The following is a 16,510-nucleotide window of genomic DNA, read 5'->3' on the forward strand; positions in this document are numbered from 1 at the left end:
GAGGGAAACACCGAAACCTGGCGATGGCAGCCGTAGGGCGGGAATTAGTCGGATTTATCTGGTCGATTGCCCGAAATGCAGAACAAAGAATGGCGTAGTGTGGAATAAAAAGAGCCAGGCAGGACCCAGGAAATTGAATCCTTAGGGCATAGAGACAAAGAGAAAGGTTCGAGGAGAAACCGTGATTTTCCACTGCACAGGATCTGCGGATCTGACGTGCGAAACTAAGTTTACGGCAGCTCCTTCGACGTAGGCATAACATGTGGTAACCAACCCACGGATAGCAGTGTGCCAGCCGACGACTCGCATTTTGTCTCTATGCCCAAGGGATTGAAAACACCTTGGATTAAAGGGTGAAAAACAGGGGAATTGACAAATTCGTTCATAGCAGTGGAAATTCGTCACTTAATTCTCTAGCAAACGCTGGAGCGGAAAGATTAGATGGAAAAAAGACACCTAATTTCACTCCATTCGCCTAAAACCGGGTTTGGGGCTGAAATAAGTGACCTTTTTCCACCTAAATGACGAAACAACCGGGAAATGATGAAATTAGGTGGCGAAATTCCAACTAATGATGAGGTGCTGGTGTGGTGCCCCTGTAAATTAGCATCTTTAAGATTAGCTGGGACTGCAGAAACCTATACGCTGCCACTACCACTACCACTACTACTAGAACTACTACAACTACTACAACCACTACTACCACTAAATCTACATCTGCAGCTTAGCTAGCACCACAGCTTCAACTCCAACTACAGTTTCTACTCCAACTTCAGCTCCTACTCCAGCTCCAACTACAACTTCAGCTTCTACTACAACTACAACTACAGCTCCAGCTCCAGCTTCAGCTCCATCACAGCGGTGAAGTGTACCGGCTGTACTGGATATCCAGCTCCCTGAAGCTTTCTCCGCTCTGCGCCAGAAAGAAGCTGTTGATTCCTTCTGCCCCGAGCCAGTTAATGCCAAGCAGCAGTCCGTCAGCTGTACTGGCCGCAAACAGCAGCGAGAACATCTGCGGAATGACTTCACCGCCGTCATCGACCCGCCAGACGGAATACGCGTTGCCGGTGATCTCGGCCGGATAATCCATGAAGCTGAGCTTACCGTCCTCCTCCAGCACCAGACTGAACAGCATATCCTGGTTCTGTCTGACGAACTGGACGAGGTACAGCTCACGGCCCGGCGGCAAGGAGGCCAGCTTCCAGGCGGACATGATCTCTCTTTGCTTCGCTTCTGCTATGCTGCTGCGCACCGGGTCAGCTTCAGGCAGCTGCTCAGCCTCTGCCGGTGCAGGCTCCACTGTTACCAGAGCTGCTTGATTAAAGGCTGAGGAATCAGCCAGATAATAGGTTTCATCCGGCTTTGCCGCTCCGCCAACAACATTGAATACATAACCGGACAAGTTGGGCAGGTTACCTGCCAGCTCCCGGCCGTTGCTCTGGTCATTTCCCTCCTGCCACTGCTCAAAGCTTATCGTGAGCACCTGGCCGCCGCTGCCGATCGCGGTATTCAGTGCCTGCATCTGCTCTTCCCCGTCATTGTTATCCCGGGTAACAAGGATTTGCTTGCCGGCTTCCCCGGCAAACCCGAAGACCGGCTGCAATGCAGCCGGATCAAGCACCGCCGCAGGGACAGGCGTTGCCGCTGGACCGGGCGTTTGCGTTGCCGCCGCTGCTGGCGCAGCCGTAGACGCTCCGGCACTTGCAGCAGCAGTTGCTGACGCAACCGGGCTTCCATCTCCCTGATTAGTGTTCCGGTCTTGCCCAGATCCGGTGCAGCCCGCCAGGCTCAGCGAAACAGCCAAGACAAACGCCAGTACAGCAGCCGGCCTCAATCTGTGGGACCTGCTGAATATCCTGCTGCGACGGCATGCTCTCCTATACTGCTTCATTCCATTCCCTCCTCAGAGAGTCAGAATATTCCCATACTCAGATAGCGTTCCCCCGTATCCGGCGCAATACACAGCACCCGCTTGCCGGGGCCGAGCCGGCGGGCTTCCTGTAGTGCAGTCCAGACCGCTGCGCCGCCGGAAGGACCGATCAGGATCCCTTCCCTGCTTGCCAGCAGCCGGACCGTTTCCAGTGCAGCCTCATCCTCTACCTGAACAATTTCGTCGTATACTCCAGTATTGAGAATGGCCGGGATGAAGCCGGGGCTTGTGCCGACCAGCTTATGCGGCCCGGGCTGGCCGCCGGACAGCACGGGCGAGCCGTGCGGCTCAACGACGACAATCCGGATGCCGGGCAGCTCCCGGCGCAGGACCTCGCCAGTTCCGGTAATCGTCCCTCCGGTTCCCGAGGTAGCGACAAACACATCAAGCCGCCCTTCCATCTGCTCCACTATTTCCGGAGCGGTCGTCGTGCGGTGAATATCCGGGTTGGCAGCATTCTCGAACTGCTGCGGGATGAAGCTGCCCGGAATGGCTGCCCCCAGCTCCAGCGCCTTGGCAATCGCGCCGGGCATCCGCTCAGCTGCCGGTGTCAGCACCACTTCAGCACCGTAAGCCTTAAGGATATTGATCCGTTCCTTCGTCATGTTGTCCGGCATGACCAGAATCGCTTTATAGCCTTTTGCAGCGGCATTCATCGCAAGGCCAATGCCGGTATTGCCGCTGGTCGGCTCGATGATCGTTCCGCCGGGCTGCAGCCGTCCGTCCAGCTCCGCCTGCAGAATCAGATTATAAGCCGCACGGTCTTTTACACTGCCGCTGGGGTTGAACATCTCCAGCTTTACATACACCTCGGCATCTTCCGGACCGGTCAGCCGGTTCAGCCGCACAGCAGGTGTGTCCCCGATCAATTCGGCAATATTGTTTACTACTTTTGTTTTCATACTTGCGTCATCCCCCTTATCCTTCCTGATATACATTATACAATTAACGGCGGCCAAGGACCTGTAATCAACAAGTCCTTGACCGCCGCCGTTTGTTTAACCGCTACACTTCCGGGTTGCTCATTTCTCCCGGACAACCAGTAATACGCCTATAAATATGAATGCAGTGCCTGCCCAAAAAGACAAACCGATCTGTTCACCAAGCAGCAGCCATCCCAGCAGTGTGCCGACGACCGGCTGCAGAAAGAAAAACAATCCGCCGCTTGAAGCATTCAGCATCTGCAGTCCGCGGTTCCACAGCAGAAAGCCGCAGGCTGTCGAAATAATCCCCAGATACAGGAGACCGCCCCAGATCGACGGGTGCAGCATAGCCCCGGCATCAAGCTTTGGGAGCCGGCTTACCGTAAACGGAGTAAGCACAACAACGGCAACGAGGATGCTGTAGAACGTGACAACAATCTGTGAATACTGTCCCGGCACTTTTTTAATCAGAACAGACATAAGCGCCCATGTTAACGCGGCAGCAAGCAGGGATATACCCCCAAGCTGCAGCGAAGGGTCAATGCTCCCTGTCCCTACGATAACACCTACGCCGGCGGTTGCCAGCACGATTGACAATGCTTTTTTGAGCGTAATCCGCTCTTTAAGGATGATCCGGGCAAACAGCACCATAAACGCCGGTGTCGTTGAAGTAATGATGGCACCCATCTGTGCAGTAGACAGCATCGTGCCCGCTTCCTGGGTCAGGATGGAGACCGTGTTGCCGGTCAGGCCGATCAGGACAATCAGCAGCAAATCCCGCTTCTCAATACGCCACGACTGCTTTGTTGCAGTCCCGATAATCAGCAGTGCTACAATCGCAATCATATAGCGGATCCACACGATTTCGAGCGGCGGCACAACGTCCACCACATGCTTTACAACAACATACATTCCGCCCCAGATGCTGGCAGCCAGTGATAAATATAATGATGCCAATAATTTCGTCTTATTCATTTGTGTACCCTCCGTTGGTTAGACAAGCTCTTGTTTGTCCTTAACGGAGTTGCAGTTTTCTGCCGTTAAGGAAGAAGAACTGCCGGTACATCATGCTCAAACCGTGGTGCAGCCATCATACGTATCAACCCGCTTTCCGAAGAATAATTTCATTACATTTTACAGGAAAGCTATGAATTAAGATAGGGTACGTTTTACCGGGACATACAGGTCAACCTTGGCCTTGCCCTCCGGGTCCGAGTAGGGATCATTCATACAAAACTCAAGTGCATGGCGGTCATCAGGCTCATATGCGCTTGAAGGCAGCCACTGTCCGTACACGCTCTGGTAAGCTATAGCCAGCTTGTCGATAGTGTCATAGAACTTGTATAGTGCATACAACCCGCCGGGCAAGATTCTGTACGCAATGTTTGCATCCCCCGCTTCCGGAAATCCTTCAGGTACTGTTATGCAGGCATCATATCTGCAGGAGTTCTCGTCGGTCACAGCAGGATCATCCAGCGATATGCCGATAAAAGTTTCCGTTGGAAGCAGACCGCTGCCCCGCACCCACGCGCCAAGTGTTTCCCACGCCTTATACGTTTCAAGATAACTGCCGGCATGCCTTACATAAGCCACCTTGTAGCCTGGAAGTTCCTTTAGCTCAATGTTCATATCCCATACTCTCCTTATAAAATTATTGCTGGTACTGTTCAAATCATACTGTTTAGGAGGGGATAAGGCTTCCGGGTTATTGCCGGAGACTGACGGAATGTTGCTGTGTTCCTGTACAGATTTGCGCATCGCGCTGGGAGTGGTGTCATAGGCCTTTTTAAAAGCGGCATTGAAGCTGGAGAGCGAGCTGAACCCGCACAGGGAGGAAATATCCAGCATTGTTTTGTTCGTTGTACTTAAGTAAGTAACGGCATGATGCAGACGTCTTTCTGTCAGGTAATGCATCGGGCTCTTATGTATAATAGCGGTGAATACTCTGGAAAAATGATATTTGGAAAAGTTAGAAACCTCTGCGAGCATGTCCAGCTTGATATCCGCACCGATATTCTCTTCAATAAATTGCAGGACTGCTCCGATCCGAAGCTTGTAATCATTGTTCACCCGGTATTCCCCACTTTCTGTCATCTCTTTTCCAGCATAGCAAGGAACTTCCGGTTTATGCAATGAATGATTCAATCTTCAAGCCGCAAGCCGGTAAACAAAAAAACCGCTCCCCGGAAGACCGGGAAACGGCAAAGTATAGTACAGCAGCTTACGGATTGACCGTGATTGTAAACGTGGACGTGTTATTTTTGATCGGAGTCACGGTATTGGTAATCTTCAGATTATTGAATACAACGGAGCCGACCGCCGGACCCTGGCCGGGCTCTGCCGATTCGTTGGCCCAAATGCCGACCCCGGATTTGGCATCAAAGGCATCGCCGCTTTTTTGGGCACCGGAGATGGTAATGTTGGTGAAGATGGTGTCCGCTACCGGGAACTGCGGCGCTGAGCCGGCATAGTTGGTCTGGAACATGATGCCATGGTAGGTGGGATCAATGATATCCACATCACTGACGCGGATGCCCTGGAACACCTTGGACGCCGAGAACACCCAGATCGCCGGGAAAGTCTGTGAACCCCAGAAGTGCCCGCCCGCCCGGACAATGGAGATATTCTGCAGGTTCGTCGTCGGCGAAGCGCCAAAGCCGTTCATCGGGTAGCCAAAGTCCAGCGAGCTGATCGTAATGCCCGAGTAGCACAGCGTATCAGCGATATAGATATTACGGAAAGTGTTCGCATAACCTCCGTATACCGCAACACCGGCTGCACGCCAGGTCAGAATGGAAGTCAGGTTCTCATACACATTGTCCTTCATATCCGAGCCGCCGGCATCAATAGCCGAAAAGAGCGCAAAGCTGTCATCCCCGGTTGCCCGGGCTTCGTTATTGGATACGAGATTATTGGTGCTGCCGTTGGTCATGTTGATGCCGTCGGCAAAGGTGTTGCGGATGCGGGAGTTGCGGATGGTCATATAATCGGTATTTGCCCCCCAGTACATGCACACCATATGCTCGGTCCAGATGTTGTCGATCGTTATATTAGCAACGTTAGCGAAGTCGAACACTTTACCCGGACCGTCAATCCGTGAGGTGTAGTTGCCAAAGTAGGCGAAGCCGGAGAAGGTTGAACCATTGGCTGAGTCTGTCGCCCGGAAGCCGACATCTGTATTGGACTGGCTGGCCGGTGCATAAAACCGCGTATACCACGGGCCGGCACCGACTACCTTAACGGCTTTGCCGTACACCTGGAATTTGTTAGATGTCTCATAATTACCTGCAGGCAGATATACCCCTTCAAGCTTACCTGTTGTATCCATCCGTACTTTGTCCAGGGCATTCTGTACATCCTGGTGGGTGAAACCGGCTGGAACGGCATATTTAGCCGGATCAGGATTGGCTATCGGGGCTACCTGCTCCAGACTGATAAAGTCGATGGCATACTGTGAGGTGTTGGCAGCATCCTTTTGCAGACGGATGGTGCTCCCGGCCGGGATCGTGCTGTCAAACATAATATTGGCCTCATCGTATATATGGCGCGGAGAGCCTGCACCTGGCGAGTTGCCCGGACTGGTCTCGAAGCCGTACAGCCAGGCATATTTGGAGGTCAGGTTAATCGCCTTGGTAAAGACTCCGTTGACATAAATATTTAAGGTTGAATTGATACCGTCACCGCTGGCCGAATCCGGAATCGAGAACCGGGTTACCAGTGTATTGGTGCTTGCTCTGGTGGTAAATTCGACATAGCTGCCGGTTGTATTGAGCGTCACCGCTCTTCTTCCGGACGCTTCACCGGCCAGATCGCCTATATTGCGGTTTGCCGCCAGCTTGACTGCTCCGCCGCCGGTAACACCGTCCTCCGCTTCATACATATCATATGGCATATTGGCTCCGCGGCCGATAAACAGTGTGCGTGTCTCGGTGTTGTTGGCCTGCTTGACCGGAAGCTCATTTCCGTCAACGGCAATTTGTGTTTTCACGTTATATTTTCCGTTCACTGCAGTCCAAGTGCCCAGTGTAACCGGTGCTGTGGTGACGCCGCTATTGATAACGCCGCTATAGGAGCCGGTCAGGGTTTTGATGACTGCATTCGTCGCCGCATCTGTCAGAGTCAGCGTAATATTATGCGTGCCGCCCGCCGATGCGGCTGTCCCCTGGTTTTTAATCGCTGCGGTGTAGGTCACAATATTGCCGCCCGCCGGATTTCCCGGAGACCAGCTGACCGCTCCGGCAACCAGATCGGAGCTGGAGACCGGCACGACCGTCAGGGAAGACGGACTTGTATAGCTGTTATTCGTTTCATTGAGCTCAATTATGGTGTTGCTTTCGTCCACTTTGGCGCTTATTGCATAAGTTCCTGCATGCTTTGCCCCGATGTTCAGCGATACTGTGCTTGAAGCACCGGCGGCAAGCGTACCCACCTGAGCAGTGCCCGCAAGCGCTGTTCCCAAATAGAAGTTCACATTCGTCGCCGCAGATGCCGCAGTACCTGTGTTTTTGACGACAGCACTGAGTGTAATATTATCGGTCTCAACCGGAGCTGCCGGATTCCAAGAGAGTGCCGATATTGTCAGATCCGGATTGGCAGCCGGTGTTCCGAAGATCTGGAACTCGGCCACCTGGCCGGCGCTTGAACCGGTATTGGCCGTAAACTTCAGCTGCAGCTCGCTGGCTGTAGCAGTAACCGGTATGGTCACTGAATTGCCAGTGGCAGGATTGAAGGTATAGGCTGCGGAAGGAACAAGTGTGGAGAATGACGCGTTGTTCTGGTTATGGCCCAGCACCTCTATCGTTTGCGTGCGCGTCGCCCAGACAGAAGCCGGATTCAGCTTCACAACGACTGAGGTGATATTGGCATTCGCGCCCAAGTTCACGCTGAGTGTATTCGGGTAGCTCCCGCCTGCACCTTCCCAGTAAGTAGTGACATCGCCGTCATTGGCATTGGCCGGGACAAAGGTAAAGACTGACGATGAGGCGTTTACGGCTTTTCCAATGGCCAAATTTGAGGAAGGGCCTGTAGTCGGTGTAGCCGTCGGTGCCGGAGTAACGGTTGCCGTAGGTGTAGGCGCTACTGTCGGAGTCGGCGTTGGGGCAGCTGTAGGCGCCACAGTAGGAACCGGAGTTGGAGCAATTGTAGGCGCCACTGTCGGACTGGCCGTTGGAGTAGATGAGGCTGTAAGCACCAGCTGGTCAAGGTTCACATTTCCGCTGTCCGTCGGATCATATTTATAGGAAATCGTGTTCGTCCCGGCATTCAGTGTCACTATCTCGCTTTTAACTCCCCAGGTATCCCAGTTTGCCAGATTGGGGAGCTGGGTCTGTCTGATTTTTATACCGTTTACATAGATACTGACAGTCTTTGTACTGCCTGTGGCATTTGCATACCGGAGGGAAGCCTCGTAATTTCCTGCACCTTCTGCAGTTACCGTAAAAGCTGTGGCTGCTCCCTGCGCTAAGTATCCGTCAACAAAAGCGGTGCCCGTATACCCGCTGTGATCGGTATTGGTCTTGGCACCGCCGCTTAAGGCTGCTGCCTCTGCCTCATACGTTCCCGGAGCGGCCACGGTACTGCCATACACCTCCAGCTCGGATACCTGGGCAGCCGGCCAGCCGGTATTGGCCGTAAAATTGATTTTAATGTACCTGGCTGTAGCTGCAGTAAAATTAATAGTTACTGTATTGCCGCCTGCCGCCGGATTAAACACATAGCTTGAGGATCCGGCAAGATTACTGTAAGTAGAATCATTAGTGCTGCCTTGGACTGACAACGTCTGCGTTCTTGTCTCCCAGCCTGCCGGGAGCTTCAGCACAACCTGGTTAACACTGCTGTTAGCCGCAAGATCGACCTTGATCCACTGGGGAAAAGCATTGCTGGCGCTCTCCCAGTATGTCCCCTGATTGCCGTCATTTGCATTCACTGCGGTATATACATCACCGACCGAGCTTGCCGTAATGCTTTTTCCCTGGGCCAGATTGCCCGCCGCCGCGCTTACTGCCGGAAATATCCCCAGTTGTCCCGTAATCAGCAGAACGATCAGGATATACATCGGCAATGATCTTTTGGGATTAGCCTTGGTCCTTGAATACATGTTCAGCCACCTCCAGTAGTTTTATCCTTCCTACCCCGCCTAAAGTATGCGCTTACAATTACTTTCTTTGCCTATCGCCTCCCGGGTTAGCTGTAAGCCCGTTGCCCTTGTCCGCTGCCTTTATCATCTAAATAAGTTTATATGCTCCTAGCCTAAGCAGGCACACAGCAAAAAGAACGGCCCGTCCCTTGCGTATCAATGCAGAACAAAAACCGCAATCGCAGGATCGGCAGACCGAACTTATGGTTAGACTATCAGCTAACTAATTATGGTAATAATATAAATTATAGAGAGGCAGTGGTCGATGACCGATTCTATGCGGAGTATGTGCAAAATAACGTACCTGAAAGGAATTCATTCTGTTGTCCAGAATTTATAGAGTATCACATTTTCGGAGGATAATTTATGGTACTTGATCTTCATATTCAAGTGGATTAGAAGAATCCATTTTTTACGGTGGCTGAATTACCCGGTTATCATTTTCAATGTTAACTTCATCTCTTTGATCTGCCTGTCCGCCTTCAACGGAGGGACGGTCTTCTGGCTAATCTTCATTACGGGGCCGGTTTCTCTATTACTGACCGGCATCTTTTTTACCGTCGGCCTGATTAAAGACCTGAGGTTCCTTCGCGCTGCAAAAGAGCAGAAATAGAAGGGACCCTGCCTATCGGCAGGGCCACCTCCCCGGTGCTGTCTCAGGCGACATTGAACCGGGCCACCAGCCCTTGCAGCGCCTGGGCCATCGTGCTAAGCGTGCTCGCTGAGGAAGCGATCTGTTCCACGGAGGCCATCTGCTCCTGGGATGCGGCGGAGACATACTGTGTGCTGGAGGCGGTAGTCTCCGAGATTTGTGTCACCTTGCGGATGGACTCGACAATCTCATCCGTTGCGGCTGTAATCTCCTCGACTGCACCGGACACCTCCTGCACCTGTCCGGCCAGTGAGTCAACGGAAATCCGGATCTCTCCAAAAGCGTGTCCGGCGTTCCCGATAATGCCCGTACCCTCCTCCACTTCACTCATGCTGAGCTTCATGATTGTAACTGCACTGGAAGCATCCTTCTGGATACCCGCCGCCATCTCGGCAATCAGATTAGCGGATTCCTCCGACTGCTCAGCCAGCTTACGGACCTGGTCGGCAACTACCGCGAACCCCCTGCCCTGCTCCCCGGCCCGCGCTGCTTCAATCGTTGCATTGAGGGCAAGCATATTCGTCTGTGAGGCAATTCCTTTAATGACGCCCACCAGACTTCCGATCTCCTGCGAACGGTTCACAAAGCCCATCACCTGCTTGGACAGCGAGTCAATGGATGCGTTAATAGAGTCCATCTGGCGGGCCGCCGCCTGCAGCGATTCATCCCCGCTCTGCGCATATTCGGCTGAACGGACCGATGCATCTGAAATATCCTGCACACTTGCCGCTATCTGCTGGATCGCAGCAGACATTTCCAGTATCGTGGTCATATTGGTCTGCAGATCTGTCATTTGCTTGTCTGTTCCGGAGGCTACGCTGCCCATGATTCCGGCGATCTTTTCGGTTACATCCGCCGTCATTCCGCTGTCCGCAGTCAGCTTGGAGGAGGAGGCCGCCAGACTGTCCGCCGACTGGCTCACCTGGCTGATGATGCTGCCCAAATTGCCTGTCATCTGATTGAAGGTGTGCGCCAGCTGTCCGATCTCATCCTTGCTGCGGACAGTCAGCTTACGGGTCAGATCCGCCCTGCCTTCGGCTATTTCCTGAAGCTGTTTATTCACATCACGGATCGGCTTCAGAATGCGTCCGGATAACAGCAGTGCAATCAGGACAGCCAGCAGAACCGACAAGCCGGTTACCCCCAGGCTGATCCCCATCGCTGAACCGCGGTGCGAGGCCGCCAGGCTCTGTGCGGCTGTTATTTCCTTGTGCAGTACATCCTCAAATACAAGCTGTGAATCAATGATGGTATCCAGTGAGAGGTTCGTGAACTCTTTTTGCGCACCCGGAAAATTCCCTTCCTTGGCCATTGCGAAGGCATTCTTAAGCACCGTCAGATAATTGCTCCATTCACTCTCCAGATTATTGATTCCGGACAGCTCCGCTTCATTCAGGCCTGCGTTCTTCAGCTCTGTGATTGATGCCGTGATTTCCGGAATTTTAGCCTCATATGCCGACAGATATTTGGTACGCTCATCGTCGGTGTTGCTCATCACATATCTTGCCGCAAGCCCGTCAGCTGTGCGGATTTGGTCTGTCAGCTCCTGTACCAGCGTCAGCTTGCTGTAATTGCGGTTAATCTGGTCTGTCTGCATTGTGGCCTTGCCCTGAAACAGCGTATTGCCGGCGATTGCCAGGATAAAGACGAGTATGACGGCTGCGAACCCCATGAGGATTCTTGCCCGGATTCCTTTTACCATAAAATTTTTCCTCCCGGTTATGTATTTCTGTTGCTGATCATTCTTTAGTCCCTATGTACGGTCTCGTTCTGCCCCGGTGCAAGTCCTCCTGTCATTCATTTTGTGTCATGTTCCTTATATCCATCATCCTACGCTGTCAGCCTTAAATGAGCCTTAAATCGGCCTGAACCGGAACTGAACCGGGACTGAACGTTAGCTGAAAGTACAAAGCGCCAGTCCAAGCCTCAACGCACAAAAAAGACCGCTGCCCGGTCAAATTAACCGGAACAGCGGCCTTTCTATCAAACATCCGTTATTCATATAAATTCCCGTTAGCCAGCTGGGCCAGCCGGGTCTGATCCAGTACACTCAGCCTGCCGCGCTTGCGCTCGATAATCCCTTCATCTATGAAGCGCCGGACAATCCGGTTGAGGTGCCGGTAGCTTGTACCGAGCAGATCAGCCGTCTCCGTCAGGCTGGAGGTGCGGATCTCCTCAACCCGCTGGCCGCCGACGGTCTCTTCGAACAGGGACATCAGATAGCTGGCAAACCGGTTCTCCACCGGGTAGAGCAGATTCAGCGCCGAGGTCTGGCCGAGGGTATACATTTTGTGGCTCAGCTCCCCCATCAGAAAACGCAGCAGGGCTGTATTCTCCTCCAGCTCTCTTAGCAGCATCTTGCGTGACGCTACGAGCAGCAGGCTGCCGCCCACGGCAACCACCTCATTTTTGACCGGATACTGCCTCAGCAGCTCTACATCCCCGATCACGGACATCGGCCTGGCGAAGCGCACCAGCATCGACTTGCCGTTGGGCAGAAGCGTGTGGATCTTCAGCTTGCCCTCCATCAGAATGAACATGCTCTCCAGCCGGTCGCCGACCGAGCAGATCACATCACCGTCCCCGTAGCGCCGCAGCTCCATTGCGGCAATGTCAGCGCTGCTGAACATTTTATCCAGCCCGCTACTTTCCGCCAGCCGCCGGACCGCTTCAGGGTCCATTATTGACTGCATTGTATTTCCTCCTTGAGACCCGCATATGTACAAGGTTATGCTCCGCACAGAAGCACCCGCATGATGCTCTAACTGTAACATAACAGGGTACCATTCTGAAAGGATGAGGGTTTCAGGACTATTTTGCCGTATTCAGATATTCCTGCAGCGCCTGCTGTCCGCGGTATTGCGCTATATTAAAGGAAGGCCATTCCTGCTGCGCCTCCCCCCGCCGGTCAGACCATTTGTCACTAAGCTCCTGCTTGAGCAGATCATTATTCTGTTTACTGAAGTCAATCAGTAGCGGAACCGTTTCCCAGGACAATCCGCTCAAATAAGGGGCATCGATGTCCCCGCTGGCTTCATACCGGGCAATGTTCTGGGAGGCGATAATCCGGTCCATACCGATGTAATTCATAAAGACATAAGAGAGCAGGCCAAGCACTACATACCATTTTATTAGCGGAAATTCTCTCTTGCTTATCCGTACAGCAGCGAGAATCAGCAGCAGTCCCAGAAAAATCATAAAGGCATGTACCAGAAAACGTATCTCTGTATAGCCGTAAGCCTCCTCATACAAGGCAAGCCGGGAATACGCTGAATACAGCATGACTACCGAACACAACACCAGAATATACAGTAGTGTGCGGATAACGCTCAGCAGTCTGGCTTTGGCTTGGGGCAGGGCAAGCAGCGACAGCAGCAGCAGGCCGAAGTTAATCGATGTAACCATAATCAGCTCAAAAAAACCGCTCCGCGCATAATCGGCATACGTACTCCCCTGCGGCAAAGCGCCTTCCCAGGCACCGAACAGGTAGGAGAACTGCACACTTACAAACAGCACGTACACTGCATTGACTGCCGTCAGGACTGTTGTAGCAATGACCGGATCAACCGTGAACTCGAAGGGTTCCATCCGCGGCTCTCCCTCTTTGGGCACGATAACCTGCCGCTCGATCCGTTTAAATGCAACAAACCCCCATAAATAGCCGAACAGCCCGATTCCCAGCACCACACTCCACAGCGTCCGTCCGAACCCTTCACTGAAGGAAATCCGCTCCAGCAGCTCCGGGAATTTGTTAAGAATCTGGTTGAAAACGCCGTCTGCCGAGGAGAGCAGCGACACAACGATCAGCAGCAGCGGAAAGGACAGCAGCAGACCGGCGAGCACTTTAAGGTATACCTGCTTACGTTCGTTCTTTAGCCCTTCTCCGCCTGTTCTTCGGATAACTGAGAACACCGTAGGCCAGTGCCGCGGACCCTGCGCAAAAAAATGCTCCAGCGCAGCGCCGATCAGCTGAATTCCGCTCCATGAAGGCCGGCGGTAGCTTAGCAGGTAGGTCATATGTAAGAGTATCAGTGCCGGAAGCACCAGCAGGTTAAGTCCGAAGAAAAACCAGCTTGAGAACAGCACAAAGGTCATGGCGAGCAAAAATATCGCAGCCAGCCATACATAGTCGAACCACTTCAGCGGACGCAGCTGGTCCTTCGCATAATACAGCATGAAACAATAGAATAGGACGACAAAGATGGGATAAGAGACTCCGGGCTTATGTCCAAAGAACAAGTACTGGTGCACGATGGCCAGCAGCAAGGCCGCAGCCAGTGCGGAAAGCGCAGACCTCGGAATAACGGGGACTTTCTCTTCCATGGGAATTCCCTCCAGTTTTTCACTTTCTTAACCTGATTCTAGCTGATAAAATAAGAAGAAAAAGAGAAAAAATATTTAACTCATTTCCTATTTTATTGAAAGGAGCTGCCGATATGAAGCTTCACAGCCAGTTTCTGAGGCTGCATTCCATGCACGGAGGAGCAGAAGAAGCTTCCGTTACCCTGGATGAGCTGGCCCATACCCTGGGCTGTACCCACCGTAACACGCTGCATGTCATTAAGAAGCTGGCCGAGCAGGGCTGGGTCTGCTGGACCCCCAGCCGGGGACGCGGCCGGCGCTCCTCTCTTAGGTTCCTCGCGGATGCCGAGGAAATTGCGCTTAGCTCCATGATGCAGGCCATCAGCAGCAGCGAAATCCGCAGCGCCATCGACGGGATCCGCGGACATGCCCGCTCCTCCTCCCTGCAGGATACCCTCCAGGGCTGGCTGCTGGCCTATTTCGGCTATCATTCCGAGCTGCGCAGCGACAAACGGATTGATACGCTGCGTCTTCCGGTCCGGCAGCAGCTGCACAACCTGGACCCGCTGTATATGAATCTGCTGGCTGAATCCTTCGTATCCAGCCATGTCTTTGACGGTCTGGTTGCGCGCAGCGGCGGGCAGGACCGGATTATTCCCGCTCTTGCCCATACCTGGGATACCAGTGAGCAGCGCACCGTCTGGACCTTCCATCTGCGCAAGGATGTGCTGTTTCATCACGGAAAGGTGCTTGCTGCCGAAGATGTCGTTTACTCCTTCAAGCGGATGATGGATTCTTCACAGCGGCTGCTGTACAGCAACATTTTCAGGGATATCCGGGAAGTGAAGGCGCTTAATCCGGGAACGGTGCGCTTTTTGCTGAAGCAGCCGAATGAACTGTTCCTCCCTTTTCTGTGCACCAGCCGCGCTGCGATCGTTCCGCGTGATCTGGAGACAGCCTTTGCCGGCAGCTTTGGGCGCAGACCCGCCGGCACCGGACCGTTCAAGCTGGTGGAGATGAATGAGGATCTGTGCACCCTGGAAGTATTTCCTTATTATTTTCAGGGCCGGGCACATCTGGACCGGGTGGAGATTCTGCATGTCCCGTGGGATATTTCGGCAGCCGAATCGGAGACCGGCTCAGCCTTCCATATTGTCCATAATCCTTCCTCCGGCGGTCCGGCTGCCTGGAGCCGGATACATTCGGAGTATTCGGTACGCAAATTCGTGACCTGCAACACGAAGAAAAAAGGTCCGCTCAGCGATCCGTTAATCCGTGCTGAGGTTCTGTCCTGCCTCGGCGGGGGCCTTACATCCGCCGGGGATAACGCGGCCGGAAGGCAGCAGAGCGAAGCGGCTCCGGCAATTGAGTCCGGGAGTGCCGGTGTTGCCGATGATACGGTTGGTCTGGATGGTGTGGACAATACAGCAGAATCAAAAACATCAGCTAAAATAATGGCATGTGCGTCCGCACCGGCGCTGCAAATCGCCACCATTCCGCAGTATGCCGGAGATGCGGAAGCGGTAGCCGCGAAGCTGACCGGCTGTGGGTATGCCTGCCATGTATTATCCGTGTCTCCCGAAGAATTCAAAGGCCCGGTCCGGCTGCAGGCCGATCTGATTCTCTTCTCGCTGCTGCGCGATCAGGACGAGCAGCTGCGGCTGTCCGATCTTTACTCCACGATGGTGCAGCACCTGGAGCCGCAGATCCGCGCGGATATTGAAGGAAGACTGCAGATCATCGCCCGGGAGCCGGATAGCAAGACAAGGGCAGCCGGCTTTCAGCAGATTGAAGACAGCCTGCGGCAGAAGCATCAGCTGCATATCCTGTACGAAAAGCCGGCCGAAACCGCCTACCTCCCCTCTGTCCGGGGGGTTACCTTTAACAGCCAGGGCTGGGTCGATCTGCGGCATCTGTGGTTTCCGCCGGAGCTATGATCGTGTGCCTGTGCCAAATTGGTAAATATATCTCCGGTTTGGTATATTAGGTTTACTATGTTTATAGCGGAGGGGGATTTGAATGAGACTAGCAGAAGCACTTGTGCTGCGGGCAGACTGCCAGCGGAAGGTGGCGCAGCTGAAGCAGCGCCTCGGAAGAGTCATTAAGGTTCAGGAGGGGGATCAGCCCTCTGAGCCGCCGGCTGAGCTGCTTCAGGAATTGAAGCGGACGCTGGATGAATTGGCCGTCTGGGTCAAGAAGATTAACAAGACGAACTCCTTGAGTCCGTTTGATGCAGACCTTACCCTGTCGGAGGCGCTGGCTGAACGGGAGCGGATCATGCAGCACCGTAATATTTTGAATGAGCTGCTGAACGAGGCTTCGATCAAGCAGGAGCGTTACGGTCGGCAGGAAGTCAAATTCTATACAACGTTAGAAGTCACTGCCCTGCAGAAGGAAGTAGACGAACTGTCCAAGCAATACCGTGAGCTGGATTTCCGGATTCAGGAGAAGAACTGGAGCACGGATCTGATAGAGTAATGGCTGAAAGCAAGTTGGTAGCCGGACACATACAGGTGAGCACAACCCGCCAACAGGGTTAGTTGGACCTCCAATGTAGAAGCTGGGCC

10 protein-coding genes are annotated in these 16,510 nt (G+C 53.4%); 2 read left to right on the forward strand and 8 right to left on the reverse strand.

The window, feature by feature from the left end; genetic code table 11:
* Positions 1-853: 853 nt before the first annotated feature.
* From BLR64_RS22985 to BLR64_RS23025, 8 genes are all read right to left on the reverse strand, one after another.
* The gene (locus tag BLR64_RS22985; protein WP_139172064.1) at positions 854-1,891 is read right to left on the reverse strand and encodes a hypothetical protein; all 1,038 of its coding nucleotides are present in this window, start codon (positions 1,889-1,891) and stop codon (positions 854-856) included.
* 20 nt (positions 1,892-1,911) lie between these two features.
* Entirely contained in the window at positions 1,912-2,832 is a 921-nt protein-coding gene (cysK, locus tag BLR64_RS22990; RefSeq protein ID WP_090718007.1) for a cysteine synthase A, read from the reverse strand.
* 120 nt (positions 2,833-2,952) lie between these two features.
* A complete protein-coding gene (locus BLR64_RS22995; protein ID WP_090718009.1) occupies positions 2,953-3,828 on the reverse strand; it encodes a DMT family transporter in 876 nt (291 codons plus the stop codon).
* Between the two features lie 177 nt (positions 3,829-4,005).
* Positions 4,006-4,947 carry an AraC family transcriptional regulator gene (locus BLR64_RS23000; protein ID WP_208607219.1) on the reverse strand — a complete coding sequence of 314 codons (942 nt, stop codon included), beginning with the start codon at positions 4,945-4,947 and terminating at the stop codon, positions 4,006-4,008.
* A 127-nt stretch (positions 4,948-5,074) separates the two neighbouring features.
* Positions 5,075-8,950: a galactose-binding domain-containing protein gene (locus BLR64_RS23005; RefSeq protein ID WP_090718012.1), complete on the reverse strand. Its 3,876-nt coding sequence runs from the start codon at positions 8,948-8,950 to the stop codon at positions 5,075-5,077.
* Between the two features lie 695 nt (positions 8,951-9,645).
* Complete coding sequence (locus BLR64_RS23015) at positions 9,646-11,343, reverse strand: methyl-accepting chemotaxis protein (RefSeq protein WP_090718017.1); 1,698 nt, start codon at positions 11,341-11,343, stop codon at positions 9,646-9,648.
* A gap of 292 nt (positions 11,344-11,635) precedes the next feature.
* Entirely contained in the window at positions 11,636-12,334 is a 699-nt protein-coding gene (locus BLR64_RS23020) for a Crp/Fnr family transcriptional regulator (protein WP_167360767.1), read from the reverse strand.
* Between the two features lie 118 nt (positions 12,335-12,452).
* A complete protein-coding gene (locus tag BLR64_RS23025) occupies positions 12,453-13,964 on the reverse strand; it encodes a DUF4153 domain-containing protein (protein WP_090718022.1) in 1,512 nt (503 codons plus the stop codon).
* A gap of 113 nt (positions 13,965-14,077) precedes the next feature.
* Between BLR64_RS23025 and BLR64_RS23030 the strand changes: the two genes are divergently transcribed.
* Together BLR64_RS23030 and BLR64_RS23035 are read left to right on the forward strand one after the other, a co-directional pair.
* Entirely contained in the window at positions 14,078-15,880 is a 1,803-nt protein-coding gene (locus BLR64_RS23030) for an ABC transporter substrate-binding protein (protein WP_090718023.1), read from the forward strand.
* A gap of 82 nt (positions 15,881-15,962) precedes the next feature.
* Positions 15,963-16,421 carry a DIP1984 family protein gene (locus BLR64_RS23035; RefSeq protein WP_090718026.1) on the forward strand — a complete coding sequence of 153 codons (459 nt, stop codon included), beginning with the start codon at positions 15,963-15,965 and terminating at the stop codon, positions 16,419-16,421.
* Positions 16,422-16,510: the final 89 nt, after the last annotated feature.

The organism is Paenibacillus typhae (genome assembly GCF_900099765.1).
GTDB lineage: Bacteria > Bacillota > Bacilli > Paenibacillales > Paenibacillaceae > Paenibacillus_AQ > Paenibacillus_AQ typhae.